This is a genomic window from Streptomyces crystallinus, assembly GCF_039521265.1.
Taxonomy (GTDB): domain Bacteria; phylum Actinomycetota; class Actinomycetes; order Streptomycetales; family Streptomycetaceae; genus Streptomyces; species Streptomyces crystallinus.
In genome coordinates, this window is record NZ_BAAACA010000064.1 from 120,179 (window position 1) to 146,894 (window position 26,716).

Genomic DNA, 26,716 nt, shown 5'->3' on the forward strand with positions numbered 1-26,716 from the left:
GTGGGGCCCGCATCCTCTGTAAATGGATGCGGGCCCCACGTGTGTGTTCCGGGCCCGGCGCCCGGCCCCGCCACCGGCGCGCGGGGTGTCCGGGACCCGGCCGGGGCGACGGGGCGGCCTTGCACTCTCCTGGGCCGAGTGCTAATCATTGGGCTTAGCACTCTCCGAGTGAGAGTGACAGAACTTGGATCGGGTCAGTGAGGCCCGCGGACCTCGTGGGGCAAGGAACCACAAGGGTCGCAGGCCGTCCGTCGCGGGCACCGGCGCGGTCCACGAAGAACGCCACCCCTGTCCGGGAGGACCACTTCACATGGCCAAGATCATCGCGTTCGACGAGGAGGCACGGCGCGGTCTCGAGCGCGGGATGAACCAGCTCGCCGACGCCGTAAAGGTCACCCTTGGCCCCAAGGGCCGCAACGTCGTCCTCGAGAAGAAGTGGGGCGCCCCCACGATCACCAACGATGGTGTCTCCATCGCCAAGGAGATCGAGCTCGAGGACCCGTACGAGAAGATCGGCGCCGAGCTGGTCAAGGAAGTCGCCAAGAAGACGGACGACGTCGCCGGTGACGGTACGACCACCGCGACCGTCCTCGCCCAGGCGCTGGTGCGTGAGGGTCTGCGCAACGTGGCCGCCGGTGCCAACCCGATGGCCCTGAAGCGCGGCATCGAGAAGGCCGTCGAGGCCGTCTCCGGTGCGCTCCTGGAGCAGGCCAAGGATGTCGAGACCAAGGAGCAGATCGCTTCGACGGCCTCCATCTCCGCCGCCGACACCCAGATCGGCGAGCTCATCGCCGAGGCGATGGACAAGGTCGGCAAGGAAGGCGTCATCACGGTCGAGGAGTCCCAGACCTTCGGTCTGGAGCTCGAGCTCACCGAGGGCATGCGCTTCGACAAGGGCTACATCTCGGCGTACTTCGCGACCGACATGGAGCGCATGGAAGCCGCGCTCGACGACCCGTACATCCTGATCGTCAACTCGAAGATCGGCTCGGTCAAGGACCTGCTGCCGCTCCTCGAGAAGGTCATGCAGTCGGGCAAGCCGCTCCTGATCATCGCCGAGGACGTCGAGGGCGAGGCCCTGTCGACCCTGGTCGTGAACAAGATCCGCGGCACCTTCAAGTCCGTCGCCGTCAAGGCCCCGGGCTTCGGCGACCGCCGCAAGGCGATGCTGAACGACATCGCCATCCTCACCGGCGGCACGGTCATCTCCGAGGAGGTCGGCCTCAAGCTGGAGAACGCCGGTCTCGACCTGCTCGGCCGCGCCCGCAAGGTCGTCATCACCAAGGACGAGACCACCATCGTCGACGGTGCCGGTGACAGCGAGCAGGTCGCCGGTCGCGTGAACCAGATCCGCGCCGAGATCGAGAACTCGGACTCGGACTACGACCGCGAGAAGCTCCAGGAGCGCCTGGCGAAGCTGGCCGGGGGCGTGGCCGTCATCAAGGCCGGCGCCGCCACCGAGGTGGAGCTCAAGGAGCGCAAGCACCGCATCGAGGACGCCGTGCGCAACGCGAAGGCGGCCGTCGAGGAGGGCATCGTCGCCGGCGGTGGCGTGGCCCTGCTCCAGGCCTCCTCGGTCTTCGAGAAGCTGGACCTGTCGGGTGACGAGGCGACCGGCGCCAACGCCGTGAAGCTCGCCCTGGAGGCCCCGCTCAAGCAGATCGCCGTCAACGGTGGTCTCGAGGGTGGCGTCGTCGTCGAGAAGGTGCGCAACCTGGCCGTCGGCCACGGTCTGAACGCCGCGACCGGCGAGTACGTCGACATGATCGCCGAGGGCATCATCGACCCGGCGAAGGTCACGCGCTCCGCGCTGCAGAACGCTGCGTCGATCGCCGCGCTGTTCCTCACCACCGAGGCCGTCATCGCCGACAAGCCGGAGAAGGCCGCCGCGGCCGCTCCGGGCGGCATGCCGGGCGGTGACATGGACTTCTGATCCTTCTCGAAGGATCGGCGAGCCCGGTTGCGTACGGAGGGCGGCACCCCGCTGGGGGTGCCGCCCTTCGGCGTGCCGGCGGCGGGGCCTACGGCAGCGCCGCCCGCAGCCGGCCCTGGGTCTGCGACAGGCGGCGGTTGGCGGTGGCCGCGTCCACGTCCGCCAGCAGCATCAGGATCGCCGTCTTCACCTCGCCGTCGGCGGCCGTCAGGGCCGTCTCGATCCGGTCGTCGTCCGCCCCGGTGGCCAGCGCGACGATCCGGCGGGAGCGGGCGCGCAGCTTCTCGTTGGAGGCCCGGACGTCGACCATGAGGTTCCCGTACGTCTTGCCGAGCCGGATCATGGTGATCGTCGAGATCATGTTGAGGACGAGCTTCTGGGCGGTGCCGGACTTCAGCCGGGTGGAGCCGGTCAGCAGCTCGGGCCCCACCACCACCTCGATGCCGTGCTCGGCGGCGGCGGCGAGGGCCGAGCCCGCGTTGCAGGCCAGGCCGATCGTCAGCGCCCCGCGCGCCCGGGCGTGCTGCACGGCGCCCACCGCGTACGGGGTGCGGCCGGAGGCGGAGACGCCGACCACCGTGTCGAGCGCGGTCAGCCCGAGCGCGTCCAGGTCGGCGGCGGCCAGCTCCTTGGAGTCCTCGGCGCCCTCGACGGAGCTGGCGAGGGCCTTCGGCCCGCCCGCGATCAGCCCGACGACCTGCGCCGGGTCGGTGTTGAAGGTGGGCGGGCACTCGCTGGCGTCCAGGACGCCGAGCCGCCCGGCGGTGCCCGCGCCCGCGTACACCAGGCGCCCGCCGCGGCCCATCCGCTCGGCGGTGGCGTCGATGGCGGCGGCGATCCGCTCCAGCTGCGCGGCGACGGCCGCCGGGACGCCGGCGTCCTCGCTGTTCATCAGGCGGGCGATCTCGGCGGTCGGCAGCCGGTCGATGTCGGCGAGCTCGGGCCGGAAAGCCTCGGTGGTCAACGCGGCCAGCTGGGCGCGGAGTTCCCCGTACGTGGAAGTCATGACAGCGCTGCTCTTTCCGTACGTGTGCGAGGGCACCCGGGGTCAGCGGGTGCGCGGGCTGCGGCGGTGCGCGAGCGCCTCGTAGGAGGCGGCCAGCGCGGGGGCGGCCGTCTCGTAGGTGCGCTGGGCGACCCCGACGAACAGGCAGTCCACGACGAGGAGTTGACTCGTGCGGGACGACATCGCGGCCGGGCGCAGCTCGCTCTCGCGGGCGGTCGAGGTGGTCAGTATGTGGTCGGCGTACTGGCAGACGGGGCCGTCGGGGCGGCCGGTGATGGCGATGGTGGTGGCGCCCCGGTCGAAGGCGACGCGCAGCGGCTCGATGGCGTCGCCGGTCGAGCCGGAGTGGGTGATGGCGACCGCCGCGTCCCCCGAGCGCAGCTGCACGGCGTTGGTGACGGCGAGGTGCGGGTCGGTGTGGGCGTGCGCGATCAGGCCGATCCTGAGCAGCTTCTGGGCGAGGTCCTGGCCGACGAGCGAGGAGGCGCCCACCCCGTAGACGTCGATGCGGCGGGCCTGGGCGAGGGCGGCGACGGCGGCGCCGAGCTGGCCGGTGTCCAGGGCGGCCGCGGTGTCGGCCAGGGTCTGCTGCTCGTCGTAGGCCAGCTTGGCGACGACGTCCGCGATGGGGTCGTCGACGGCGATGTCGGCGGTGACGGCCGGGGCGCGCCCGGACTGCTGCTGGGCGGCGAGCCCGGCGAGCGCGAGGCGCAGGTCGCGGTAGCCGGGGTAGCCGAGCAGCCGGGCGGTGCGGACCACGGTGGCCTCGCTGGTGCCGGTGAGCTCGGCGAGGCCGGTGACGGTGAGGGCGGCGCAGCCGGCCGGGTCCTGCGCGACGGCCTCGGCGACCCGCTGCATCGAGCGGGTCATGGAGGGCGCGAGGGTGCGCACCTTGGCCGCGAGGGCGGCGGGGGCCGGGGGAGCCGAGGCGCCGGTGAAAATTTCCTTCACGTCATGGGTCACCCCTGAAAGGTATTTTCGTACGGAGGCCGGGTCAACTCCCTGGCCCGGCCCCGGACGGGAGGATGTGGCGGATGGGGTGACAATGGCTGCATGGACGACGTCGACCCCCTGGAGCAGTACCTGCACGCCGCCCGCGCCCTGGTGCTGGCGGACCTGGCCGCGCGCGACGTGGCCCAGGCCGATGTGGTCTCGCTGGTCGAGGACGCGGTGACGCACCGCCGCTGGTGGGTGGAGCAGTGGCCGGACGGGGTGCAGTACGTCGCCGGGCTGGTCGCGCAGGATGTGCAGGACGCGCTCCTGGAGAGGTACGGCCGCTGGCCCATCTGCCCGGTGTGCGACGCCGGGGACCCGCACGCGCTGGACGTGGAGCCCGAGCTCGGCCCCGACCCGCACTGGGTGTGCGGCAAGGCGGGCGTGACGGTGGCCCCGGTCGGCGGCCTGGGCACGGGCGCCCTCGGATGACCCTCTACATCGACCCGCCGACCTGGCCGGGCCACGGCCGCCTCTGGTCGCACCTGGTCAGCGATGTGTCGTACGAGGAGCTGCACGCCTTCGCGGCCGCCATCGGCTGCCCGCCGCGGGCGTTCGAGCGCGACCACTACGACGTGCCGTCGACGCGGTACGCGGACGCGGTGCGGGCCGGGGCGGTGGAGGTCGGGTCCAAGGAGCTGGTGCGGCGGCTGACGGGGGCGGGGCTGCGGCGGCCGAAGGGGCGCCCGGCGCCGTAGCTCGGTCCCTCGGGCTCTCAGTCCGTGAGGAGCTCCAGCTCCGTCGTCAGGTTCTCGCGGGCGCGGGCCTCCCACTCCCTGCTTCCGTACGGGGTACGGAACAGCCTGGGCAGGGCGAGGAGCTGGCGCAGGACCTGGGCGCGGCCCGCGCGGAACGCGTCGTCCGGGACGAAGGCGTACTCCTCGCGGACGGCGGCGGCGTACGCGGCGTACTCCTCCGGGTCCCCGGCGAGCACCGCGAGGTCCGCGTCGCACAGGACCTCGCCGTTGGTGTCGCCGTCGGCGGGGTCGTGGGTGACGGTGAGGCGGACGAGCCGGGCCACTTCGGCGGTGCTCCCTTCGTCCAACCCTGCCTCGGGCAGCGCCCGTTCGGCCAGCGCGGCGCTGCGCTCCTCGTTCTCCGAGCGGTCCGGCCGGTACACGGCGTCGTGGAACCAGGCGGCGAGCCGTACGAGTTCGGGGTCCTCGGCGTGTTCGGCGAGGGTGTCGATGCGGTGCAGGACGTGGGTGAGGTGGGCGGTGGTGTGGTACTTGCGGTGCGGCTCCGCCCAGCGGGTGAGGAGGTTGGTGGCGTAGGGGGTGGGGTCGGGGGTGGGGGATCGGCGGGCGGCGGTAAGGGTTGCGGCCCAGCGGACGGACAGATCGACCATGCCCCGAGCGTAATGGGCCCCCTGGTGCCCGGACCCCGTCTGCGACCCGGTGGCGGGTTGCTCGCGCAGTTCCCCGCGCCCCTGATCCGCCCGGCCTTCGTCTGCGGCTGGGTGGGTGGCTGGTCGCGCAGTTCCCCGCGCCCCTTATCGGCCCGGTCTTCGTCTGCGGCCCGGTGGCCGGTTGCTCGCGCAGTTCCCCGCGCCCCTAAAAGATCCGTGGCTGAGCGGGATTCTCCGGCTGCGGCGCACCCCCTAGGGGCGCGGGGAACTGCGCGAGAAGCGGCCACGGTCCGCAGATGAAAGAGGGGTTAGGGGCGCGGGGAACTGCGCGAGCAACCCACCACTCAGCCGCAGACGAAGACCGGGCCAATAAGGGGCGCGGGGAACTGCGCGAGCAACCGGCCACTCACCCGCAGACAAGGACCGGGCCCAAAAGGGGAGCCGCAGACAAAGGCCGGGCGCCCCTCGGGGTACCCCGACCCCGCCCCGGGGGCTTACCCGATTGGCGTGAGGAACCGGTGGTGGGACATTCAACGCATGATCACGCCGTCTCGCCGTACCGTCCTCACCGCCGCCGCCCTCACCGCCACCACCACCCTCCTCACCCACACCCCAGCCACCGCCGCCCCCGCAACCACCCCCGCCCGCACCCAGCTCCCACCCCCCACCGGCCCCCACCCCGTCGGCACCTTCAGCCTCCGGCTCGTCGACCGTGCGCGGCGCGACCCGTGGGAGGCGCGGGAGTGCCGGGAGCTGATGGTGGGGGTGCGGTACCCGGCGCGGGCCGTGCACGGGTACGAGCGGGCGCCGCAGATGACCCCGGCCGCGGCCGACGCGTACGGCCGGAGCAGCGGCATCGGGACCGCCGGCACCGTCGACTGGCGTGCCACCCGCAGCCACGCCCACACCCACGCCCCCGTCGCCCGCCCCACCCGCCCCGCCGGCTTCCCCGTCGTCCTCTACTCGCCCGGCGCCAGCGACCCCCGCACCCTCGGCACCACGCTCTGCGACGAGCTCGCCTCGCGCGGCTATGTCGTGGTCATGATGGACCACACGTATGACGCCCAGGTCGTGGAGTTCCCCCGGCAGCGGCTCGAACTCAGCGTGCTGGGGCGCGAGTACGCCCGGGCGAAGGAGGCCGGGCCCGAGCACATCGTGGCGCTGCTGAAGAAGGTCGTCGACGTCCGCGTCGCCGACACCCGGTTCGTCCTCGACCAGCTGTGCCACCTGCCGGGCCCGCTCGGGCGCCTCCTCGACCTCGGGTCCGTCGGGATGTTCGGGCAGTCGGCGGGCGGCTTCACCGCCGCGCAGACCATGCACGACGACCGCCGCATCAGGGCCGCGCTCAACATGGACGGCGTGATGGGCTACACCGAGCGCGACGACGACCCGGCGAACCCCTCGTCCGTCGCCACCGACGGCGTCGACCGGCCGCTGCTCCTCATGGGCATGGACGGCGACAACCACCACACCGTCGCCTCCTGGGGCGGCGCCTGGGAGCACAGCACCGGCTGGCACCGGGACCTGACCCTCGCCGGCTCCGCGCACGCCTCCTTCACCGACCTCCAGTCGCAGGTGCCGCAGATCGCCCGCCAGTTGGGGCTGCCCCGCGAGTTCGTCGTCAAGAACGTCGGCGCCATCGACCCCGTACGGTCGGTCGACGCCCAGAAGGCGTACGTGTCCGCCTTCTTCGACCGGTGGCTGCGCGGCCGCGACGACGCGGGGCTGCTGGAGCGGCCCTCCCGGCAGTGGCCGGAGGTGCGGTTCGTGGAGTGAGAGCCGGAAGGCCGCGCCCCGGCCGCCGTACCCCTGGGTCATGCGATCGCGCACCTCGGCGCGTAGGCTGTTATTGGACTAGACCTGTCGACCTGTAGGACAGCCGAGGAATTGGGGTCAGATGAGCAACCGTGCACTGCTTGAGGTGATCGCCCTCGATGTGGCCGACGCGGTCGCGGCGCAGGCCGGCGGGGCGGACCGGCTGGAGCTGGTCACCGACATGGCGGCCGACGGCCTGACCCCCTCCCGGGAGACCTTCGTGGCGATCCGCGCCGCCGTGGACATCCCGCTGCGCGTGATGCTCCGCTCGGCCGACGGCTTCGCGGCGGGCGACGTGGACGCGCTGGTCAGGGACGCGCGGGCGCTGCGGGCGGAGGGCGCGGACGAGTTCGTCCTCGGGTTCCTCGACGAGACCGGGGCGCCGGACATGGCGGCGGTACGGGCGCTGGTGGCCGAGCTGGACGGGTGCCGCTGGACGTTCCACCGGGCCATCGACCGCGCCGCCGACCGCGACGCCCTGCGCAAGGAGCTCTCGGGCCTGGCCGGGCTCGACACGTATCTGACAGCGGGAGCCGCCGAGGGCGTCGACGAGGGGCTGGCGACCCTGATCGCGGAGGCGGGGCGGTCCGGCGAGCCGGGCTACGAGCCCCGCATCCTCGTCGGCGGCGGCCTCCGCCTCGACCACCTGCCGCGGCTGCTCGGCGCCGGGGTCGACGCGGTCCACATCGGCGGCGCCTCGCGGCCCCACGGCTGGGACGGGCCGGTGGCGGCCGAGGCGGTCGCGCGGTGGCGCGGGGCGCTGGACGCGTAAGGGGTACGGCCGGGGGCTCGCCCCCGGGTGGCCCCGGAAGGGGCGGCTACCGCCCCTTCCCCACCCCCACCTCCACCCCGGACACCCGCGCCACCACACCCCGCTCCTCCACCCGCACACCCCGCACCCGCAGCTCCCGCGCCTGGCTCGGCAGCGTGAACGAGAACGACAGGCGGTCGGAGAGCTCCGGCGGGCGCATCGCGAGCAGGCCGGTGATCAGCTTCGGGTCGACGCCGATCTTCGACAGCAGCCAGGGGTGGTCGGCCACCACGTCGACGAGGTTGACCTGCGTCAGCTGTTCCACGAACCGGGGTGTGCCGACCAGCTCGTGCAGCTTCGCGTCGCTGCGCAGCGCCGCTCGTACGTCCTGCTGCGGCACCCCGAGCCGCCGCACCACCGCCGGCGCCGACAGCAGCGCCTTCACCCGGGCCGTGTCCCGGCTGAGGAGTTCGGCGGACTCCCGGTGCAGGGTGAGGCCGCGGTTGCGGCCCGGCCGGTAGGTGGCGATGCCCGGCATGTCGAGGCTCATGCCGTCGACGTCCGTGGACAGCCCGCTGGTGCCGACGAGCCGCACCTGGGCCCTGGCCCGTACGCGCAGCTCCTGTCCGGCGATGCTCAACTTGCCGTCCGCGCCCACCGTGTCGTCGCTCACCTTGCTGAACTTGAGCCGCGAGGCGGTGAGTTCGCGGTTCATGTCGTCGAAGGACAGGGTGACCCGGCCGTCGAGGTCGCCGATGACCGCACTGCGGATGTCGCTCGGCAGATCCCCCGTCAGCTTGATGTCCCGCGCGCTGGCCTGCACCTTCGTGAGCGAGACCCGGTCGGCCGCCACATGCGGCACGGTGACGTCCACCCGCGTCAGATGCTTGTCCAGGACCTGGGTGAGGAAGGGGAAGCCGTGGATGTCCACCTGCGGGGCGGCTTCGAGGCGCAGCTCGTCCTGGAGCGCGCGCTGGGCCTTCTTCTCCGCGTACATCACCGCGCACCGGTCCGCGAGCACCAGGAACCCGATGCCCACGACCAGCGCGCACACCAGCTTGGCGAGGCGCGGCAGCACGGCGAACGGGCTGCGGCGGCGGCGCCGGGTGCGCCTGGCGCGGCGGCCGTTCCCGGAGCGCCGGTGGTCGGGCGGCGACCACGGCTCGTCCTCCGGCTCGGCGTGCAGCCGGCCCAGGTCGAGCGGCAGGACCCGGGGCCGGGGCGCGGGGTCGAGACCCGGCTCGGGGTCGGCGAGTGCCGCGAGTTCGTCGTACGGGTTGCGGGGACGGGACGGCATGCGTGTGGGGGGTCGCATCACCTCATCCCATCACACATGCGATCTTCGTACGGGTGTGACAGCGGCGACGCGGGCCGCCTGTGGCGCAAAGCACGTGGAGGGGCGGCCAGTTGCGCGGCCGCCCCTGGCGCACGTCCGCCCCGCTACTTCCAGTAGATGCCCTCACCCGTGGTGAAGGGGTCGCCCCAGTACTCCGCCGACACGACCTTCGTCGTCGCCGACGGGGCCAGCGCGATCGCGCAGCCCTTCTGCGTCTTGCCGTGGGTGAAGCCCTTGGGCAGGGAGTCGTTCGGGCACTTGTCGAAGCTGCCGATGATCATCAGGTTCTGCGCCTCGCCGCCGTCGCCGAGGTGGCCCTTCATATGGCTGACCGAGGCGTACGCCAGGTCCGTCGTGCCGACGTTCTTGACCGTGTAGCGGATGTAGTACGGGACCTTCCCGCTCACCTTGTCGCCGAGCTTGAGCGGCGCGAGGTCGGCGGGGGCGCCCTTCTCGATCGCGTCCACGGTGAGGGCGATCTCGCCCTTCGTGGTGGTGCCGTACGTGAACGGGAACTGCGCGGCCTGGCCGAGCTTGAAGGTCTGGCCGCCCTTGGCCTGGCCGGCGGCGCCGCCGGCCGCGGGCGCCGAGGGCTGCTCGGACGGCTGGCTGGACGGCGCCGAGGACGAGGGGGCGGACGGCGTCGGCGTCGCCCCGCCGACCGGCTTGTCCGCCCCGTCGTCCCCGTTGCACGCGCTCAGCGCCAGCGAACCGACGACCACCAGACCCACCGACGCCAGCTTGAACCGGCCGCCGCGGCGCATGACAGAACTGCTCACTGTTCGTACTCCCCCGTTGAAGCGGTGATGCTGTGGACCGCCTTTGCGATCCCTGCGAACAGAGTTCCTAATGCAATTCCGTGACGACCCGCCACCACGCTGACCGATATGCCCGGCCCCGTGGCCGTTTCATGACTTGCCCAGGACGAAAGCGCTACGGGCGGGGTCAGCCGGCGCCGACGCGGCCCGGCGGGTGGTCGCCGCGGCGAGGGCGATCGCCGCCAGCATCAGCAGCGTCGAGGCGAACGGGAACCAGCGCTCGCCGAGCACCGCGATCGCCGCGCTGCCGGTGACGCCGCCGCCCGCCACGCCCAGATACAGCGCGCTGCTGTTCAGGGAGAGCAGCAGCGGCGCGGCGGGCGGGTCGAGCGCCACCAGCCGGGCGGGCAGGGCGACCGCCACCGACCAGCCCGCGAGCGGGTTCACGGCCGACGCGATCACGGCCGTCGCCATCGACCGCATCAGCCACGGCTGGGCCAGCGTCACCGCAGCCGCGACCGCGCCGCCCGTCAGGATCACCGCCCTCGGGCCCCAGCGGTCCACCACCCGGCCGCCGAACGAGCTGCCCACCACCGAGAACGCGCCCGACACCAGGAGCAGCAGGGTCAGCTTCGACTGGTCGCCGCCGGTCGCGGGCTCGGCCGCCACCGTGAAGTAGATGAACACCGTCTGGACGGCCAGGAAGACCAGGAACGTGGTCGCCGCCGCCCCGAGCACCCGGCGGTCGCCCAGCGGGGCGAGCCGGGTCCGCAGCCCCGGCGAGGGCTGGGGCGCCGGGAGCCCCCGGAGCATCAGCCCGACCCCCGCGAACGCGGCCGCGCCGAGCGCCGTGACCAGCCACATCGTCAGCCGCCAGTCCGTCCGGCCGATCCAGGTGCCCAGCGGCACCCCGAGCGCGGTGGCCACGGTCAGCCCGCCCATCACCGTGGCGATGGCCCGGCCGCGCCGCTCCGGCGGGACGAGCGCGGTGGCCACGGCGTTGGCGGTGGGGGTGTAGAGGGCCGCGCCCACGGCCGCGAGGACGCGGGTGGCGAGCAGCAGACCGAAGGTCGGCGCGAGCGCGGAGAGCGCGTTGGCCACGGTGAAGACCACCAGCGCCGTCAGCAGCGTGCGCAGCCTCGGCCACTTCGCCGTCACCGTGGCCAGGACCGGCGCGAGCACCGCGTACGCGAGCGCGAAAACGGTGATCATCTGGCCCGCCGCCGAGACGGAGACGTCCAGGTCGTCGGAGACCAGCGGCAGGATTCCGGCGATCACCATCCCGTCCGTACCGACGGCGAAGGTGCCCAGGGCGAGCAGGAGCAGGCGTAGGCGCATCAGTTCCCCCGTATCGTTTGATGTGCATCAAACGATCGCGGAATGGTTTGATGTTTGTCAAACGATTCTTGCGGGAGGGAGAGTGCCGGGATGGGTGACGAACAGGGCGGCCAGTGGCTGGAGCAGCCCGACACCGCGGAGATCGAGCTGGTCAAGGTGTTGCACGCGCTCGGCGACCCCGTACGGCTGGCGCTGCTGAAGGTGTACGCGGACGGGGAGCAGTACAGCTGCGCGCCGGGCGCGCTGGGACTGGACCACTTGCACAAGTCGACCGTCTCGCACCATATGCGCATTCTGCGAGAGGCCGGGGTCACCTCGACCCGGGTCGTCGGCCGCAGCCGGTATGTACGGCTGCGCCGGGACGACCTGGACGCCCGGTTCCCCGGCCTCTTGGACGCGCTGATCGCTGCGCTGCCCGCCTAGTGGTTGGGTGCGGGTCGTCGTGGGCTGGTCGCGCAGTTCCCCGCGCCCCTAAGGGGGATGGGGGTCGGGCAAGTTGCTCGGGAGGCGGCTCCCGGAAGCGTAGGTCTCAGGCCAACTGCTCCGGCAGCGCTGACGCGTGGCAGACCGTCAGGCCGGAGACCGCCCGGGTCAGCGCCACGTACAGGCGGCGCAGGCCCGTGCGCTCGTCCGGTTCGCCGTCGACCACCGCCGAGGGCTCGTCCAGGACCACGTAGTCGTACTCCAGGCCCTTCGCCAGGGACGCGGGGACCAGGGTGAGGCGGGAGGCGGCCGTCGTCTCCTCGCCGGGGTCCAGGAACGCCAGGCCCGCCGCCGTCAGCGCCCCGGCCAGCACCGGGATCCGGGCGTCCGCCGCGATCAGACCGATCGAGCCCTCGTGCTCCAGCGCCTCACGGCAGGCGGCGAGCACGTCCGCGTCCAGTTCGGCCGGGTCCGAGGCGCGCACGGCCAGCGAGCCCGGGGTCTCCCGCACCGACTCCACCGGCGCCAGGCCCGGCGAGATCGACGGCAGCAGCCGCGAGGCGTACGCGATCACCTCGCGCGGCACCCGGAAGCCCGCCGTCAGCTCCTCCACCACCGCGTCCGCCTTGCCCAGATGCCGCAGCGCCTCGTCCCAACTCGCGGTCGCCCAGGGCGTGGTGCCCTGCGCCAGGTCGCCCAGGACCGTCGCCGAGCCGGTCGAACAGCGGCGCCCGACCGCCCGGTACTGCATGGGGGAGAGGTCCTGCGCCTCGTCGACCACCACATGACCGAGCGAGTGGGTGCGCGCCACCAGGTCGTTCGCCTCGTCGATCAGCACCGCGTCCGCCGCCGACCACTTGGCGCCCTTCACGCTCCGCGCGGGCTTGGCCCACAGGATCGTCTTCTGCTCGTCGGGGGTGAGGACGCCCTCCGCGTGCGCGGCCAGGAAGTCGGCGTCCGAGAGCAGCCGCAGCACCAGCTTCGCCGGGTCGACCGGCGGCCACAGCTCCTTCACGGCCGCCTTCACCGCCGCGTTGCGGGCCACCGCGTCCTGCACCCGGTCGTCGGGCGCCTCGCCCGCCTGCTCCATCCGTACGAGCACGGCGTGCGCGATGCGCTGCGGCAGGGCGTCCCGGGCGGCGCCGTAGCGGATGTCCCGCGCCTGCAACTCGCGGACGATCTCCTCCAGTTCGTACGCCGGGATCCGCCACCGACGCGAGCCGCGCACCACCACCAGCGGCTCGGTGGGCAGCGTCACGTGCGAGCGGACCGCGCGGCGCAGCACCTCGGCCATCCGGGCGTCGCCCTTGACGACCGCGGCGGCCGCCTCGTCGGCGCCCCGCACCTCGACGTGCGCCACCAAGTCGTCCACGGTCGCCTGCTTGACCTCCAACTCACCGAGCGCGGGCAGCACTTGCTCGATGTAGTGCAGGAAGGACGCGTTCGGCCCGATGACCAGCGTGCCGGTGCGGGCCAGGCGCTCGCGGTGCGCGTAGAGGAGGTACGCCACCCGGTGCAGGCCGACGGCCGTCTTGCCGGTGCCGGGGCCGCCCTGGACGCAGACGGACCCGCTGAGCCCGGACCGGACGATCTCGTCCTGCTCGGGCTGGATCGTCGCCACGATGTCGCGCATCGGGCCGACGCGCGGCCGTTCGATCTCCGCCTGGAGCAGCTTGCTGGTGGTGGCCGCCTCGGCGGGGTCGGTGAGGTGCTCGTCCTCGTACGCCGTGAGCTCGCCGCCGGTGTAGCCGAAGCGGCGGCGCAGCCCGATGTCCTGCGGGTCCTTGCGGGAGGCGCGGTAGAACGGCTGGGAGACCGGCGCACGCCAGTCGATCACCATCGGGTCGCCCTCGGCGTCGTGCACATGGCGGCGCCCGATGTAGAACTGCTCGCCCTCGGCGCCTTCGGCCACCTCGGCGCCCGGCGCGTGCAGATAGTCGAGGCGGCCGAAGAAGAGCGGGGTGTGCGAGAGGTCCGCGAGCGCCTTGACGCGGTCGTCGATCTGGCGTTGCAGGACGGCCGCGTTCACCCAGTTCGCGGTGACGTCCTTGATGTCGAGGTTCTCCACGTCCTCACGCATCGCGCGCAGGGCCGCACGCGACTCGCGGAGATGGGCGCGCTCGCGGCTGAGGGGGTCTTCGGGGGCGTGCGTGGACACGGGGGCTTTCCTCCGGGCGGCTGATCGGGCGGCTGGACGGGGCTGCGGATCGCCTTGCGGCTTCGGCGGCCGGCCGGTTTCCGTCCGGGCGGCGGCACTCCTCGGAGGGAGGCGGGGTGGGGGTGCCCCCTGCTCATCGAGAGCGTGAGGGGGGGGAGGGCGATTGTAGTGGTGCGCCTCTGGGCGGGCGAAACGAATTTTCCCGGCGGCTCCGGAGGGCGGGCGGGTCAGACCCTGGTACGGACCCTAGGGGCCGGGGTCCTACCCGTAGGGGATGGCGTTCGACCACAGGTGGATACGGGGACGCCACGGGTTCAGCCCGCAGAGCGATGAAACGGGAGGGACCGGGGAGCACCATGGATACATGAGCACCGTGACCATGACCTCCCGGCCCACCGTCCCCTCCCCCCGGGGCGCCACCGCCACCGGCGCCGACCACGCGCCGCACCGCGTCGGCAACGCCCTGCGCGCCGCCAAGGCCTTCGCCGGCGCCGCCCTGAGCGTCGTCGTCCTCGGGGAGTACTCGGAAGAGGCGGGCGTGCGCCGCCACCGCTGAACCCGAGCCGCCCGTCCGGCCCCCGGGCTCGCCGGGCTCGCCGGGCCCGAGCCTGCCCCTTCGTGATCGTGTGATCCTCTAGGGTCACGGCCGTGAAGTACCGGACCGTGACCGACCGTTCACCGACGGAAACACCTGCGGCCAGCCCCTCTGCCGTCCCACCCGCGACAGGCGCCGTCCTGCTCGCCCTCTCCCTCGCCGCGCTCACGGCGCTCTGCGTCGCCACCCGCGTTCCCATGGCGGACGCCCTGGTCTACCGGGCGGAAGGCACGGCCGTCGCGCACGGCACCGATCTGTACGGCTTCACCGTCACCCGCTGGCAGCTGCCCGCCACCTACCCCCCGTTCGCCGCGCTCCTGTTCGTGCCGACCGCCTGGCTGCCCGTGCCGGTGCTCAAGGCCGTCTTCGCCGTCGGCAACGCGCTGCTGCTCGCCCTCCTGGTACGGCTGTCCTGCCGTTTCGCCCGGATCACGCCCGGCCCCGCCGCCCTCCTGGCCGCGACCGCCGCCGGGCTCTGGCTTGAACCGGTGTTCCAGACGCTGCTGTTCGGCCAGATCAACCTCGCCCTGGCCTGTCTGGTCCTCGGGGACCTCCACCGTCCGCCCGGCTCCCGGGGCAAGGGCGTCGCCGTCGGCATCGCGGCGGGCATCAAACTGACTCCGGCGCTCTTCCTGCTGTACGCGCTGCTGAAGGGGCGGCGGCGGGAGGCGGCGACGGGCGCCGCCGCGTTCGCCGGGACCGTGCTGCTCGGCGCGCTCGTCCTGCCCCGCGCCACCGTCGACTTCTGGACCCGGCGGCTCTTCGAGACCGACCGGGTCGGCAAGGCGTGGATCGTCGACAACCAGTCGCTCCAGGGCCTGCTGGCCCGGCTGCTGCACACGCCCGCGCCCGGCGCGGTGTGGGCGGCGGTGGCGGTGGCCGTGGCGGCGGCGGGCCTGTGGACGGCCCGCCGCGCGGACGAGCGCTGGGGCGTCCTGGTCACGGCCCTCACCGCGCTGCTCGTCTCCCCCGTCAGCTGGTCGCACCACTGGGTGTGGTGCGTCCCGCTGCTGGCGGTGCTGGTGGCCGAGGGCCGGGTGCGTACGGCTGTCGCGGTCGCGGTGGTGTTCACGGCCCGCACGCTGTGGCTGGTGCCGCACGCGGGCGACCTGGACCTCCACCTCCCGTGGTGGCAGCAGCCGCTGGCGTCTCCGTACGCGCTGCTGGGGCTGGCGGTGCTGGGGGGCCGCTGCCCGGCAATCCCCTGGGCGCCCCGCAGGGGCGCTTCCAGGGGCGCGGGGAACTGCGCGAGCAACCACAGCCCACCCGCAGACGAACAACGACTCAGCCCGCATCCCCCGTGAGCAAGTCGTCCGCGTCCACGATCCGGTACGCGTACCCCTGCTCGGCCAGGAAGCGCTGGCGGTGGGCCGCGAAGTCCTGGTCGAGGGTGTCGCGGGCCACCACCGAGTAGAAGTGCGCCTGGTGGCCGTCGGCCTTCGGGCGCAGGACGCGGCCGAGGCGCTGGGCCTCCTCCTGCCGTGAGCCGAAGGTGCCGGAGACCTGGATGGCGACCGTCGCCTCGGGCAGGTCGATCGAGAAGTTGGCGACCTTGGAGACGACGAGCACGGAGATCTCGCCCTGCCGGAAGGACTCGAAGAGCTTCTCGCGCTGGGCGTTGGGCGTCTCGCCCTTGATCACCGGCGCGTTCAGATGCTCGCCGAGCTCGTCGAGCTGGTCGATGTACTGCCCGATCACCAGGATCTGCTGGCCCGCGAACTTCCGTACCAGCGCCTCGGTGACCTTCCGCTTGGTGGCGGTGGTCGCGCAGAACCGGTACTTCTCCTCGGTCTCGGCCGTCGCGTACGCCAGGCGCTCGGAGTCGGTCAGATTGACCCGCACCTCCACGCAGTCGGCGGGCGCGATGTAGCCCTGCGCCTCGATCTCCTTCCACGGCGCGTCGAAGCGCTTCGGCCCGATCAGCGAGAAGACGTCCGACTCGCGCCCGTCCTCGCGCACCAGCGTCGCCGTGAGCCCGAGCCGCCGCCGGGCCTGGAGGTCGGCGGTGAACTTGAAGACCGGCGCGGGCAGCAGGTGCACCTCGTCGTAGACGATCAGCCCCCAGTCCCGCGAGTCGAAGAGCTCCAGGTGCGGATAGACGCCCTTACGGCGAGTGGTGAGCACCTGGTACGTGGCGATGGTGACGGGCCGGATCTCCTTGCGGGTCCCGCTGTACTCGCCGATCTCGTCCTCGGTCAGCGAGGTGCGCTTGACCAGCTCGTGCTTCCACTGCCGGGCCGAGACGGTGTTGGTGACCAGGATCAGCGTGGTGGCCTTGGCCTGCGCCATGGCGCCCGCCCCCACCAGCGTCTTGCCCGCGCCGCAGGGGAGCACGACCACCCCGCTGCCGCCGTGCCAGAACCCCTCGACGGCCTGCTTCTGGTACGGCCGCAGGGCCCAGCCGTCCTCGGCGAGCTCGATGGGGTGCGCCTCGCCGTCCACGTACCCCGCGAGGTCCTCGGCGGGCCAGCCGAGCTTCAGCAGGGTCTGCTTGATCTGGCCGCGCTCGGAGGGGTGCACGGCGACGGTGTCCGCGTCGATCCGGGCGCCGACCAGCGGGACGATCTTCTTGGAGCGCAGGATCTCTTCCAGCACCGGACGGTCGGTGGTGGTCAGCACCAGGCCGTGTACCGGGTGCTTGCTCAGGGTGAGCCGTCCGTAGCGCGCCATCGTCTCGGCGACGTCGACGAGCAGGGCGTGCGGGACGGGGTAGCGGGAGAACTCGACGAGCGCGTCCACCACCTGCTCGGCGTCGTGCCCGGCCGCGCGCGCGTTCCACAGCCCGAGCGGGGTCAGCCGGTAGGTGTGGATGTGCTCCGGCGCCCGCTCCAGCTCCGCGAACGGGGCGATGGCCCGGCGGCAGGCGTCGGCCTGCTCGTGGTCGACTTCCAGGAGCAGGGTCTTGTCCGACTGGACGATCAATGGCCCGTTCACGTACCTACATCCCTCCGCAGGTGCCAAACCTTTAGTGTGCCTCAGCTGTGGGGCCCGGGGTTCGTCCGCGGGTGAGTGGTGGGTTGCCCGCGCAGTTCCCCGCGCCCCTGGGTAGTCGGCCACAGCCGGAAAAGCCAGCTCAGCCACAGGCTTTTAGGGGCGCGGGGAACTGCGCGAGCAACCGGCCACTACCCGCAGACGAACGAGGTTTTTCAGGGGCGCGGGGAACTGCGCGACCAGCCCACCACCGGCCCGCAGACAAAGACCGGGCAAAAGGGGCACGCTCAGGCCGGGTCGTCCGCCAGTTCCGCGACACCCGTGATCCGGTGCAGCGGATACGTACGCACCTCGTCGGCCGTATGGTCGTACGCCGTCACGAACCCACCCTCCACCCGCACCGGCGCGATCACCCGCTGGCTGGCGGCGCCGTCGGCGTTGACGTAGCCGATCCACAGCGCCGAGCCGGTCAGCACGGCCGCCTGGACGGTGGCCAGGGTCTCGGCGGCGGTGGTGCGGGGCAGCCCGCCCGGCTCGGCGGGCGCGGTGCGCGGCGCCTCCTTGCGGACGACCGTGGCGGCCTCGTCGCCCGCCCGGATCGCCCGGACCGCCGCGCCGAGCAGCGTCTCGTCGGGCAGCGGCGGCCCCTCCGGCACGGGCGCGGGGGCGGTACGGGGCGGGGTGCGGCGGGTGTCGGCGCGGGTGATCACCACATCGCCCTCGGCGGACTCGGCGGCCGGCGCGTAGCCCATCGCGCGCAGGCCCTCCAGCAGGGACGCGGGGTCGGCCTGGGCGGCGAGCACGGTCGGGGCCAGCCGGCGCAGCCGCAGCCCGGCCGACCGCTTGTCCGCGACGATCTCGTCGAGCAGCGCGTCGTCGTCACAGCGTACGTACGCGGAGGCGGCGCCCACCCGCAGATGCCCGTGGCGGCGGGCCACGTCGTCGATGAGGTAGCTGAGCGGCTGCGGGACGGGCGTGGCGCTGTGCGCGGCCAGGAACGCGTGCAGGTCGGAGGCGGCCTGCCCGGCATCCAGGGCGCGGCGCACCGAGGCGGGCGTGAAGCGGTAGACCGTCGCGCCCCCCTTCGACTCGATGTCCGCCAGCACGTTCAGGGTCGCGGCGAGCGGCCGCCGCAGCGGTCCGGGCGCGACGGCGGTCAGGTCGGCCTGGAGCAGTACGTGGTCGACGGGCTCGGGCAGGTGCGGCGCCAGCGCGGCGGCGGCCGCGAGACCCAGCAGCGGGGCCGTGGTGGCGCTCGGCCGCCGGCCCCCTGGGGTCTCGCCGTCCCCGCCCGCGCCGAGCAGCGCCCGCCCGTGCGCGGCGAGCGCGCCCCGGCCCGTCACCCCCAGCCACTCGGCCTCGGCCAGCGTCCACCGGGCCAGCCGGGGCCGCAGGTCGTCGGGGCCGGTACGGGTCGGGTGCTCCCAGCGCAGCCGGTCGAGCAGCGTCTCCGGGTCCGGCGCGGTCCCCTCGGGGAGCAGCGCGAGCAGGTCGAGCACCCGGCGCCGCACCTCCGGCGCCGGGGACCGGTCCAGGTCGGGGCCGAGCGCGGCCAGGGTGCGGGCGCGGACGTCCTGTTCGCCGACCAGACCGGGCGTACGGGTGGCGGCGAGCCAGGCCGCGGCCAGCCTTGACCAGCGCTCGGCGGGCGGCAGCTCCAGCCACTCGTCGTACGCGGGCGTCGGCGCGTACCGCTCGTCCGCCTCGCCGTCGGAGGCCAGAAGGCCCGCCGCGTAGGCGAGTTCGAGCCAGAAAGCGGCGGCCTGTTCGGTGGTGTCCAGGCCCGCGGCCGTCCGTTTCAGGTCACGTACGCTCAGTCCGCCCGCGCGCAGCACGGCGGGCCCGCCCTCGTTCCACTCGGCGAGCAGGTCCTCGACCATGGTCAGCGCGGTCAGGGCCTGCCCGGCCGCGGCGGAGTCCACCACCCGGGGCTTGTACTCCTTGGCCGGCGCGACGGCGGGCGCCACCGGCTCGGGCGCCCGGTGTGCGCGCCCGGCGCGCAGATGCAGGGCGACCTCGCGCGGCAGCACGACCGTGCGCGCCGACGTCGGCAGCAGCAGCCCGTGGTCGCGCAGCCAGCGCACCGGCGGCGCCGGATCCGCCGACACCTCTCCGTACGGCGGCCCCCAGACCAGCCGGTCGAGCACCGCGAGCGCCTCCGGCGGGGCGGTGTCAAGGAGCGCCGACATCCGGGTGCGGTCGGTGAAGAGCGAGGTCAGCGCGGCGACGGCGGACACCGGGTCATGCGTGGCGGGCAGTCCCGCCGTCTGGAGGATCTCCTGCACCCGCCCCGGCGACATCCCGGCCGTGGCCTCGGCGACGGTCGGGCCGAGGCCGGTGGGGGAGGGGTGCGCGGGGGAGGGCGCGAGCAGCTCGCGGGCGGTGCGCACCAGCCGCAGCCGCTCGTCGGGCCCCCACACCAGCGCCTGCTCCCGCAGCCCCGCGAGCGCCCCCGGCAGCGCGTCCTCGACGGCCGCGTCGCCCTCGTCGCCCGCCAGGAGCGCCAGCAGTACGGAGTACGCCGCCGGGTCCGGCGCCACGGCCAGGGCCTGCGCGGTCTGCAGCGCGAACCGGTCGAGCCGCTCCAGCGCCCGTACGACGGAGGCCCGCGTCCCGGCCCGGGTGGCCAGCTGGGTCAGATCGTTCGGTACGGGGGTGAGCAGGTCGGGCCGGGCGTGCAGCAGGGCGGCGAGGGAGGCGTCGGAGCGGGCGCGGAGGGCCTCGGCGAGGGTGCGGGGCGCGGCGGCGGCACGGCTCGCACCGGCGGCGTCGCCACCGCTCGTCCGCCCCGCTCCGCTGCTTTCTTCGGACACGTGCGCCTCCTGGTCGCGCTCGCCGGTCCCCATCCGCCCCACGGTAGCCGCTGCGCGCTACCGTCAGGGCAGGGAGGCGGCGGCGGGCCCCGGCGGGGCACGGAGGGGAACGGTGTGGGGATCGAGAGCGACCAGCTGGTCTACGACTATCTGAGCCGGATCGGCGACCTGGCCCAGCAGCGGCAGCTGCCGTCGGCGGCCCGGATGCGGCTGGTGTCCTCGCTGCGGGACGAGATCGACCGCAGACGGGCGAAGTCCGGCGCCGACTCCCCCGCGGCGGTGCGCCGGATCCTGGGGCGGCTCGGTACGCCGGACGAGGTGGTCGAGTCCATGACCACGGCCGGCGGGTACGAGGCGCCGCCGGAGGTGGAGGCGGCGGGCAAGGGGGTGCCGGGGCAGCGCGACGGCGGCCGGGGCCGCCGTCCGGTCTTCCCGCGCCCGCGCGCGTCGTCGCCCCCGCCCGCGCCGCCGAGTACGGCCGCGGCGCCGCCGCACCTCGCGGGCATGGACGAGCTGGGCTCCTCGCAGGGCGAGCCGGACTGGTGGCGGATCGAGCCGGGCCCGTTCGTGGGGGGCGGCCCCGGGGAGTCGGTGGCGGGGTTCGTGGGCGGGGTGGAGATCCCGGAGATACTGCGGCCGCCGGAGCCCGAGCCCGGGCCTGAATCCGAGGCCGAGTCCGCGTCCGCGTCCGCGTCTCTCTCGGCTTCCGGGGAGCCGGTGGAGGAGGAGCCGCCCGCGGCCCGCCGGACCTGGGCGTCCCGTCTCCCGCGACCCGCCCTCACCAGCCCGCTCCTGCTGGCGGCGGCCGTGCTGCTGGTGGTCGGGGCGGTCCTGGGCAACTGGCTGGCCCTGGGCGGCGGCTGGCTCCTGGCGTACGCGTCGCGGCGCCTCACTCCTGCGGAGACGAAGTGGGCGGTGCTGGGGTTGCCGGGGCTGGCGGTCGCCGGGGGGCTGGTGTGGTTGTGGGGGCGGCAGTCCGGGCGGTGGGGTTCGCCTATCGCGGAGGGGGCGATGGGGGACGCGGTGGCGGGGGTGTGGCCTTGGGTGGTGCGGGGCGCTGCGCTGGCGTCGGCGGCGTTCTTGACGTGGCGCAGCCAGCGTCCGCGCTAAGGGTGTTGTTTTCCCCACCCCGCCCCTTCCCGAAAGCCCTCTGGCGGGCGGCCGGGCGTCACCTGCGGACCGTGGCGGGTTGCTCGCGCAGTTCCCCGCGCCCCTGGGTGGTTCGTCGACTGCGGCCCGGTGGCCGCTTCTCGCGCAGTTCCCCGCGCCCCTGAAAGCCTGCGGCTGAGCTGAGTTCTTCGGCCGACCCCAGTCCCCCAGGGGCGCGGGGAACTGCGCGAGCAACCGGCCACGATCCGCAGACGAACGGGGTTTTTCAGGGGCGCGGGGAACTGCGCGACCAGCCCGCCACGGTCCGCAGACGAACGAGGGTTTCCAGGGGCGCGGGGAACTGCGCGACCAGCCGACCGCCGGGCCGGGGACGAGCGCGTAGCGGGGGTCGGGGGCGCGGGCCCCACAATGGGCGCATGGTCCCCCACCCCGTCACCGTCGTCGGCTTCGACCTCGACATGACCCTCATAGACTCCCGCCCCGGCATCCACGCCTGCTACCGACGCCTCGCCGAGGACACCCGCACCCCCATAGACGCCGACGCCGCCGTCAGCCGCCTGGGGCCCCCGCTGGAGTGGGAGCTGAGCCACTGGTTCCCCGAGGACCGCGTCCCGGAGATGGTCGCCCGCTACCGCGAGCTGTACCCCACGTACGCCATCACCCCCACCACCGCCCTCCCCGGCGCCGCCGACGCGATCCGCGCCGTCCAGGAGTCCGGCGGCCGGGCGATCGTCGTCACCGCCAAGAACCGGCCGCAGGCCGCCCTGCACCTCACCCATCTCGGCCTGGAGCCGGACGAGCTCGTCGGCGGGCTGTGGGCGGAGGCCAAGGCGCGGGCGCTGCGCGCGCACGGCGCCTCGGTGTACGTCGGCGACCACACCGGAGACGTGCGCGGCGCGCACACCGCGGGCGCCCTCTCGGTCGCCGTACCGACCGGCTCCATCGGCGCGCAGGAGCTGCGCGAGGCGGGCGCGGACGTCGTCCTCACCGACCTCACGGAGTTCCGCCCGTGGTGGAAGGCGTACCTCAGCACGGCCGCGACAGCGGAACGGGGCTAGGCCGCACCCCGGTCCGACCGCACCGACCGCACCACACCCACCCCCGCGATCAGGAACCCCACACCCATCAGCATGCACACCGCGTACGCGACCGGCGGGAACGGCGTCGTGTGCAGGAACAGCGGCGCCACCGTGACCAGCGTGGCGAGCGCGCCGACGAAGAAGACGAGGACACCGGCGCGAACCAGCCGGTCGCCGCTGTTCGACTCGTCGCTGGCCGAATTCGCTTGGGTTTCGTTACTCACTCGGTCAGGGTAGTTCCCTGCCCGTAAGGACCCGCCGGGACGTCTTGTCAGCAGCCTCTGGACCATTAGCCTTGGTGTCGGCGGGTCCGAAGGCGACCCGCTGCTGTGCTATCCAGAGCCGTTTTCCGCGGCGACCCGCGCACCCCGACGACGAGTACGAGGACGAGGACAGACGTGCCTACCGGCAAGGTCAAATGGTTCAACAGCGAGAAGGGCTTCGGCTTTCTCTCCCGCGACGACGGCGGCGACGTCTTCGTGCACTCGTCCGTGCTCCCCTCCGGGGTGGAGACGCTCAAGCCCGGCCAGCGCGTCGAGTTCGGTGTGGTCGCGGGCCAGCGCGGCGACCAGGCCCTCTCGGTGACCGTCCTCGACCCGGCCCCCTCGGTCGCCGCGGCCCAGCGCCGCAAGCCCGACGAACTGGCCTCCATCGTCCAGGACCTGACGACGCTGCTCGAGAACATCACGCCGATGCTGGAGCGCGGCCGCTACCCCGACAAGGCGGCGGGCAAGAAGATCGCCGGACTGCTGCGGGCGGTGGCGGACCAGCTCGACGTGTAGGAGCCCGTCACACCATGCTGAGCGCGTCGCGGCCGAGCGGAGGCACCAGACCCTCGGCCGCGGCCCGCGTCAGCAGCCCGCGCACCGCCGCGTAGCCGTCCTCGCCCAGGTCGTGCGTGAACTCGTTGACGTACAGCCCGATGTGCTGGTCGGCGACCGCCGGGTCCATCTCCTGGGCGTGCTCGCGTACGTACGGCCGGGAGGCCTCCGGGTCGTCCCAGGCCATGCGGACGGACGTGCGGATGACCTCGGCCAGCTCGCGCAGCCGCGCCTCGCCCAGCGACCGGCGGGCGATGATCGCGCCCAGCGGGATGGGCAGGCCGGTGGTGGACTCCCAGTGCTCGCCCATGTCGGCGAGCGAGTGCAGCCCGTACTCCTGGTAGGTGAAGCGGGCCTCGTGGATGACGAGTCCGGCGTCCACCCTGCCGTCCCGCACCGCCGGCATGATCTCGTGGAACGGCATCACCACGATCTCGCCGACCCCGCCGGGCACCACGTCGGCGGCCCAGAGGCGGAAGAGCAGATACGCGGTCGAGCGCTCGCTCGGGACGGCGACCGTCTTCCCGGTCAGGTCCACGCCGGGTTCGCGGGTGAGCACCAGCGGGCCGCAGCCGCGCCCCAGCGCCCCGCCGCAGGGCAGCAGCGCGTACTCGTCGAGGACCCACGGCAGTACGGCGTAGGACACCTTCAGCACGTCGAAGCCGTTGTCGGCGGGGCCGCGTTCGGCGATGCCGTTGGTGATGTCGATGTCCGCGAAGGTGACGTCGATGTCCGGCGCTCCGGGGACCCGGCCGTGCGCCCAGGCGTCGAAGACGAACGTGTCGTTGGGGCAGGGCGAGTACGCGATGTTCAGCGGCTCAGTCATGACCGTTCCAACTCTCCAGTACGGGCGGGAGCTTCCCGAAAGCGTCGGTGAGGGCGCCGAGCGCGTCCCCGATCCGCCAGGCGGAACGGTCACGCGGGCCCACGGCGTTGGAGACCGCCCGGACCTCCAGGGCGGGCACGCCCTGCTGGGCGGCGGCCTCCGCGACCCCGAACCCCTCCATCGCCTCGGCGGCGGCCCCGGGGTGGCGGGCGGCGAGCTCGGCGGCGCGGGCGGCGGTGCCGGTGACGGTGGAGACGGTCAGCACCGGTCCGTACGCGGCCCCGGTGGCCTCGGCGGCCGCCCGGGCGAGCCGCTCGGGCGGCAGATGGGCCGAGCGCCCGAACCCGAGCGCCTCCACATCCAGATAACCCTCGGGCGTGTCGGCACCGAGGTCGGCGGCGACGATCCGCGAGGCGACGACGGGGGAGCCCACGGGTGCGAAGGGCAGGAAGCCGCCCCCGATCCCGGCCGAGACGACCAGGCCGTACGGGGTACGGGCGAGCGCGGCGGCGGTGGCGGCCGCGGCCGCGGCGGGGCCGACCCCGCCGACGAGCACATCGAGAGCACCGGCGCCGGGGCCGGACGGGAACGCCCGGGTGACCGCGTCCCGCTCGGCGGGGACCGCGGTCACGACCAGGACACGCATGTCAGCTGTCGTCGCGCTTGAGCGTGAAGCTCCACACCGACTTGGGCTTGTTGGCGTCGTTGACCTGAATGATGTTGATCTTCTTGGTCTTGGGCGCGGCGCCCTGCCCGCCCGTCGCGAAGACGTCCGCGTTCGGGAACGAGCGGTAGGTCTTGTTGGACGGCTCGGTGATCGGGTTGCCGTCCAGGACCGCGACCCATTTGTCGCCGTGCTCGACGACATCCGGGTCCACGCCCAGCCGCAGGGTGGAGCCCGGCGAGTACTTGATCGTCTTGGACGTCTTCACATTGCTCAGGCAGGTGGTGAGCTTTTCGTCCGTCAGGGGCTTGCCGTCGCCGCGGCAGGCGGCCTCGGCGTTCACCGAAGTCGTCCCGACCGTCACGGTCGCGAGGGGCGTCGGCTTGTCGCAGGCGGAGAGGACGAGGAGGCCGACGGAGACAGCGCCCAGGGCGATGCCGGCCCGGCGGGCCTTACCGGAGGTGAACGAGGCGGTCATGAGCCGAAGGCTATCGGTCCCCCGAGATCACGCCACGCGCGGGTGTGGCGTGCCGCGCCGCGCGGAGCTCAGCAGCCCCCGTACGGACGTGACCGCACCGGCCGCCAGCAGGCCCGCCGCGACCGCCATCCCCAGGACGCCGTTGAGCGGCAGCACGATCCCTATGGCACCGCCGAGCACCCACGCCATCTGGAGCGCCGTCTCGGAGCGCGCGAACGCGGAGGTGCGCACCTCCTCGGGCACGTCACGCTGGAGCATCGCGTCCAGCGACAGCTTCGCCAGCGCCTGGGTGAACCCGGCGGTGGCGCCCAGCACCGCCATCAGCAGCCCGCTGAAGAACGCCGCCGCGCACACCGCCGCGCCCAGCGCGGCCAGCAGCGCCGTCACGATGATGACCTCCGGGCCGCGCGAGCGCAGCAGCGAGCCCGCCGCCGTGCCCAGCGCGTTGCCGACGCCCGCCGAGACGCCGACCACGCCCAGCGACACGGCGGCGCTCTGCCCGGCGAGCGGGTGCTCGCGCAGCAGGAACGCCAGGAAGAAGATCAGGAAGCCGGAGAGGGAGCGCAGGGCGGCGTTGGCGATCAGCCCGTTGCGCACGGACGCGCCGACCGAGCTCAGCCCCGGTTTGCGGCCGCCGTGGTCGACCAGGCCGGCCTTGCTCTCACCCTTGGCGGAGTCCACCTTGTGGTCGAGCGTGAACGCCAGGAACGTGCCCGTCACGAAGAGGCAGAACGCCCCGTACAGCGGCCATTCGGGCCCGACGTGCTGGAGCCCCGCGCCGACCGGGGCCGCCGCGGCCGTCGCCAGCAGCCCCGCGAGTGTGACCCGGGAATTCGCTTTGACCAGCGAGAACCGTGGTGGCAGCAGCCGGGGCACGACCGCGCTGCGCACCACTCCGTACGCCTTCGACGCCACCAGGACGCCCAGCGCCGCCGGATACAGCTCCAGGCCGCCGGTGGCGACCGCGCCCGACATGGTGAGCGCCAGCAGCGCCCGCGCCAGCATGGCGCCCGCCATCGCGGCGCGCCGGCCGTGCGGCATCCGGTCCAGCAGCGGGCCGATCACCGGGGCCAGCAGGGTGAACGGGGCCATCGTGATCGCCAGGTACAGCGCGACCCGGCCGCGCGCCTGGTCGGTCGGGACGGAGAAGAAGACGGTGGACGCCAGGGCCACGGTGATCATCACGTCGCCCGCGCCGTTCACCGCGTGCAGTTCGATGAGTTTGCCCAGGCCCGACTCACCGGCGCCGTGCGCGTGGGTCGCCTTTCGGATGGAACGGACGGTGCCCGTGATGGGCAGGTGCAGCGCTCGTCCGACCGTCCGCCCCGCCCTGCGGAGGGGACCGGTCTCGTCGGTGGACCTCACGGTAGCCACGCAGTCATAGTGCCCCAACCCCGTCTGACCATGACGTACCGACGGGGATTCGGACCGGCAGGTGGGCCACGGGCCGCGAAGGGGGTAGCGTGACAGGCGCGCCGCCCGCGGCTGCTCATGGCCGCGCGCCTCTCCGCGATCCCGCAGAATGGATGGCGAAAGGCGC

General features: G+C 73.6%; 25 protein-coding genes. 11 read left to right on the forward strand and 14 right to left on the reverse strand.

From position 1 onward, the window contains the following. Positions 1-310: 310 nt before the first annotated feature. The gene (groL, locus tag ABD236_RS33175; RefSeq protein ID WP_067162842.1) at positions 311-1,933 is read left to right on the forward strand and encodes a chaperonin GroEL; all 1,623 of its coding nucleotides are present in this window, start codon (positions 311-313) and stop codon (positions 1,931-1,933) included. Positions 1,934-2,021: 88 nt separating this feature from the next. On the opposite strand, the gene murQ is transcribed toward groL, so the two are convergent. Both murQ and ABD236_RS33185 read right to left on the reverse strand, forming a co-directional pair. Next, positions 2,022-2,939, reverse strand: coding sequence for an N-acetylmuramic acid 6-phosphate etherase (gene murQ, locus ABD236_RS33180; RefSeq protein ID WP_344080779.1), 918 nt, complete (start codon positions 2,937-2,939; stop codon positions 2,022-2,024). A 42-nt stretch (positions 2,940-2,981) separates the two neighbouring features. After that, positions 2,982-3,902, reverse strand: a complete 921-nt coding sequence (locus ABD236_RS33185) for a MurR/RpiR family transcriptional regulator (RefSeq protein WP_344080782.1) — start codon at positions 3,900-3,902, stop codon at positions 2,982-2,984. Positions 3,903-3,992: 90 nt separating this feature from the next. Between ABD236_RS33185 and ABD236_RS33190 the strand changes: the two genes are divergently transcribed. Together ABD236_RS33190 and ABD236_RS33195 are read left to right on the forward strand one after the other, a co-directional pair. Further along, a complete protein-coding gene (locus ABD236_RS33190) occupies positions 3,993-4,364 on the forward strand; it encodes a hypothetical protein (RefSeq protein WP_344080785.1) in 372 nt (123 codons plus the stop codon). Continuing rightward, a complete protein-coding gene (locus tag ABD236_RS33195) occupies positions 4,361-4,630 on the forward strand; it encodes a DUF4031 domain-containing protein (protein WP_344080788.1) in 270 nt (89 codons plus the stop codon). Before ABD236_RS33190 ends, ABD236_RS33195 begins: the two co-directional genes overlap by 4 nt. Before the next feature lie 17 nt (positions 4,631-4,647). On the opposite strand, the gene ABD236_RS33200 is transcribed toward ABD236_RS33195, so the two are convergent. Then, positions 4,648-5,280 carry an HD domain-containing protein gene (locus ABD236_RS33200; protein WP_344080791.1) on the reverse strand — a complete coding sequence of 211 codons (633 nt, stop codon included), beginning with the start codon at positions 5,278-5,280 and terminating at the stop codon, positions 4,648-4,650. A gap of 537 nt (positions 5,281-5,817) precedes the next feature. Here ABD236_RS33200 and ABD236_RS33205 point away from each other — a divergent pair. Next, the gene (locus ABD236_RS33205) at positions 5,818-7,056 is read left to right on the forward strand and encodes an alpha/beta hydrolase family protein (protein ID WP_344080794.1); all 1,239 of its coding nucleotides are present in this window, start codon (positions 5,818-5,820) and stop codon (positions 7,054-7,056) included. Between the two features lie 121 nt (positions 7,057-7,177). After that, positions 7,178-7,867: a copper homeostasis protein CutC gene (locus ABD236_RS33210; RefSeq protein ID WP_344080798.1), complete on the forward strand. Its 690-nt coding sequence runs from the start codon at positions 7,178-7,180 to the stop codon at positions 7,865-7,867. Positions 7,868-7,913: 46 nt separating this feature from the next. On the opposite strand, the gene ABD236_RS33215 is transcribed toward ABD236_RS33210, so the two are convergent. The 3 genes from ABD236_RS33215 to ABD236_RS33225 form a co-directional block, all read right to left on the reverse strand. Next, complete coding sequence (locus tag ABD236_RS33215) at positions 7,914-9,143, reverse strand: LmeA family phospholipid-binding protein (RefSeq protein WP_344080801.1); 1,230 nt, start codon at positions 9,141-9,143, stop codon at positions 7,914-7,916. A gap of 143 nt (positions 9,144-9,286) precedes the next feature. After that, the gene (locus ABD236_RS33220) at positions 9,287-9,961 is read right to left on the reverse strand and encodes a hypothetical protein (RefSeq protein WP_344080804.1); all 675 of its coding nucleotides are present in this window, start codon (positions 9,959-9,961) and stop codon (positions 9,287-9,289) included. Between the two features lie 129 nt (positions 9,962-10,090). After that, positions 10,091-11,278 carry an MFS transporter gene (locus tag ABD236_RS33225; protein ID WP_344080807.1) on the reverse strand — a complete coding sequence of 396 codons (1,188 nt, stop codon included), beginning with the start codon at positions 11,276-11,278 and terminating at the stop codon, positions 10,091-10,093. Positions 11,279-11,368: 90 nt separating this feature from the next. On the opposite strand from ABD236_RS33225, the gene ABD236_RS33230 reads away from it, so the two are divergent. Continuing rightward, entirely contained in the window at positions 11,369-11,701 is a 333-nt protein-coding gene (locus tag ABD236_RS33230; RefSeq protein WP_344080810.1) for an ArsR/SmtB family transcription factor, read from the forward strand. Positions 11,702-11,807: 106 nt separating this feature from the next. Here the strand turns inward: ABD236_RS33230 and ABD236_RS33235 are convergent, their stop codons facing one another. Continuing rightward, positions 11,808-13,859 carry a HelD family protein gene (locus tag ABD236_RS33235; protein WP_344080813.1) on the reverse strand — a complete coding sequence of 684 codons (2,052 nt, stop codon included), beginning with the start codon at positions 13,857-13,859 and terminating at the stop codon, positions 11,808-11,810. A gap of 364 nt (positions 13,860-14,223) precedes the next feature. Here ABD236_RS33235 and ABD236_RS33240 point away from each other — a divergent pair, with 364 nt between their 5' ends. Continuing rightward, positions 14,224-14,415 (forward strand): hypothetical protein, encoded by a 192-nt coding sequence (locus tag ABD236_RS33240; protein WP_344080816.1) that lies wholly within the window; start codon positions 14,224-14,226, stop codon positions 14,413-14,415. Between the two features lie 179 nt (positions 14,416-14,594). After that, the gene (locus ABD236_RS33245) at positions 14,595-15,758 is read left to right on the forward strand and encodes a glycosyltransferase 87 family protein (RefSeq protein ID WP_344081021.1); all 1,164 of its coding nucleotides are present in this window, start codon (positions 14,595-14,597) and stop codon (positions 15,756-15,758) included. On the opposite strand, the gene ABD236_RS33250 is transcribed toward ABD236_RS33245, so the two are convergent. Both ABD236_RS33250 and ABD236_RS33255 read right to left on the reverse strand, forming a co-directional pair. Then, positions 15,739-17,388, reverse strand: coding sequence for a DNA repair helicase XPB (locus ABD236_RS33250; RefSeq protein ID WP_344080819.1), 1,650 nt, complete (start codon positions 17,386-17,388; stop codon positions 15,739-15,741). The genes ABD236_RS33245 and ABD236_RS33250 overlap by 20 nt on opposite strands. A 284-nt stretch (positions 17,389-17,672) precedes the next feature. Then, the gene (locus ABD236_RS33255; RefSeq protein WP_344080822.1) at positions 17,673-20,231 is read right to left on the reverse strand and encodes a helicase-associated domain-containing protein; all 2,559 of its coding nucleotides are present in this window, start codon (positions 20,229-20,231) and stop codon (positions 17,673-17,675) included. Between the two features lie 81 nt (positions 20,232-20,312). Here ABD236_RS33255 and ABD236_RS33260 point away from each other — a divergent pair, with 81 nt between their 5' ends. Beyond that, entirely contained in the window at positions 20,313-21,308 is a 996-nt protein-coding gene (locus ABD236_RS33260; RefSeq protein ID WP_344080825.1) for a hypothetical protein, read from the forward strand. A gap of 416 nt (positions 21,309-21,724) precedes the next feature. Further along, the gene (locus ABD236_RS33265; protein WP_344080828.1) at positions 21,725-22,366 is read left to right on the forward strand and encodes an HAD family hydrolase; all 642 of its coding nucleotides are present in this window, start codon (positions 21,725-21,727) and stop codon (positions 22,364-22,366) included. Here ABD236_RS33265 and ABD236_RS33270 read toward each other — a convergent pair. Beyond that, the gene (locus ABD236_RS33270) at positions 22,363-22,611 is read right to left on the reverse strand and encodes a hypothetical protein (protein ID WP_344080831.1); all 249 of its coding nucleotides are present in this window, start codon (positions 22,609-22,611) and stop codon (positions 22,363-22,365) included. The genes ABD236_RS33265 and ABD236_RS33270 overlap by 4 nt on opposite strands. Before the next feature lie 174 nt (positions 22,612-22,785). Here ABD236_RS33270 and ABD236_RS33275 point away from each other — a divergent pair, with 174 nt between their 5' ends. Next, on the forward strand, positions 22,786-23,169 hold the full coding sequence (locus ABD236_RS33275; RefSeq protein WP_067162767.1) for a cold-shock protein: 384 nt from the start codon (positions 22,786-22,788) through the stop codon (positions 23,167-23,169). Between the two features lie 7 nt (positions 23,170-23,176). Here the strand turns inward: ABD236_RS33275 and ABD236_RS33280 are convergent, their stop codons facing one another. From ABD236_RS33280 to ABD236_RS33295, 4 genes are read right to left on the reverse strand one after another with little or no spacing between them, the layout of a single operon-like run. Beyond that, entirely contained in the window at positions 23,177-24,034 is an 858-nt protein-coding gene (locus ABD236_RS33280; protein ID WP_344080838.1) for a 1,4-dihydroxy-6-naphtoate synthase, read from the reverse strand. Then, positions 24,027-24,680 (reverse strand): futalosine hydrolase, encoded by a 654-nt coding sequence (locus ABD236_RS33285; protein WP_344080841.1) that lies wholly within the window; start codon positions 24,678-24,680, stop codon positions 24,027-24,029. The genes ABD236_RS33280 and ABD236_RS33285 overlap by 8 nt, the downstream gene beginning before the upstream one ends. 1 nt (position 24,681) lies before the next feature. Further along, positions 24,682-25,176: a DUF2771 domain-containing protein gene (locus ABD236_RS33290; RefSeq protein WP_344080844.1), complete on the reverse strand. Its 495-nt coding sequence runs from the start codon at positions 25,174-25,176 to the stop codon at positions 24,682-24,684. Between the two features lie 27 nt (positions 25,177-25,203). Continuing rightward, positions 25,204-26,550 (reverse strand): MFS transporter, encoded by a 1,347-nt coding sequence (locus ABD236_RS33295; protein WP_344080847.1) that lies wholly within the window; start codon positions 26,548-26,550, stop codon positions 25,204-25,206. Between the last annotated feature and the right edge of the window lie 166 nt (positions 26,551-26,716).

What these genes read in the sequence shown, in the direction of transcription:
- ABD236_RS33195 (WP_344080788.1), top strand. Translation starts at nt 4,361, where the DNA reads ATGACCCTCTACATCGACCCGCCGACCTGGCCGGGCCACGGCCGCCTC.
- ABD236_RS33200 (WP_344080791.1), bottom strand. Translation starts at nt 5,280, where the DNA reads ATGGTCGATCTGTCCGTCCGCTGGGCCGCAACCCTTACCGCCGCCCGC.
- ABD236_RS33190 (WP_344080785.1), top strand. Translation starts at nt 3,993, where the DNA reads ATGGACGACGTCGACCCCCTGGAGCAGTACCTGCACGCCGCCCGCGCC.
- ABD236_RS33240 (WP_344080816.1), top strand. Translation starts at nt 14,224, where the DNA reads ATGAGCACCGTGACCATGACCTCCCGGCCCACCGTCCCCTCCCCCCGG.
- ABD236_RS33225 (WP_344080807.1), bottom strand. Translation starts at nt 11,278, where the DNA reads ATGCGCCTACGCCTGCTCCTGCTCGCCCTGGGCACCTTCGCCGTCGGT.
- ABD236_RS33230 (WP_344080810.1), top strand. Translation starts at nt 11,369, where the DNA reads ATGGGTGACGAACAGGGCGGCCAGTGGCTGGAGCAGCCCGACACCGCG.
- groL (WP_067162842.1), top strand. Translation starts at nt 311, where the DNA reads ATGGCCAAGATCATCGCGTTCGACGAGGAGGCACGGCGCGGTCTCGAG.
- ABD236_RS33280 (WP_344080838.1), bottom strand. Translation starts at nt 24,034, where the DNA reads ATGACTGAGCCGCTGAACATCGCGTACTCGCCCTGCCCCAACGACACG.
- ABD236_RS33265 (WP_344080828.1), top strand. Translation starts at nt 21,725, where the DNA reads ATGGTCCCCCACCCCGTCACCGTCGTCGGCTTCGACCTCGACATGACC.
- ABD236_RS33215 (WP_344080801.1), bottom strand. Translation starts at nt 9,143, where the DNA reads ATGCCGTCCCGTCCCCGCAACCCGTACGACGAACTCGCGGCACTCGCC.
- ABD236_RS33210 (WP_344080798.1), top strand. Translation starts at nt 7,178, where the DNA reads ATGAGCAACCGTGCACTGCTTGAGGTGATCGCCCTCGATGTGGCCGAC.
- ABD236_RS33205 (WP_344080794.1), top strand. Translation starts at nt 5,818, where the DNA reads ATGATCACGCCGTCTCGCCGTACCGTCCTCACCGCCGCCGCCCTCACC.
- ABD236_RS33290 (WP_344080844.1), bottom strand. Translation starts at nt 25,176, where the DNA reads ATGACCGCCTCGTTCACCTCCGGTAAGGCCCGCCGGGCCGGCATCGCC.
- ABD236_RS33255 (WP_344080822.1), bottom strand. Translation starts at nt 20,231, where the DNA reads ATGGGGACCGGCGAGCGCGACCAGGAGGCGCACGTGTCCGAAGAAAGC.
- ABD236_RS33285 (WP_344080841.1), bottom strand. Translation starts at nt 24,680, where the DNA reads ATGCGTGTCCTGGTCGTGACCGCGGTCCCCGCCGAGCGGGACGCGGTC.
- murQ (WP_344080779.1), bottom strand. Translation starts at nt 2,939, where the DNA reads ATGACTTCCACGTACGGGGAACTCCGCGCCCAGCTGGCCGCGTTGACC.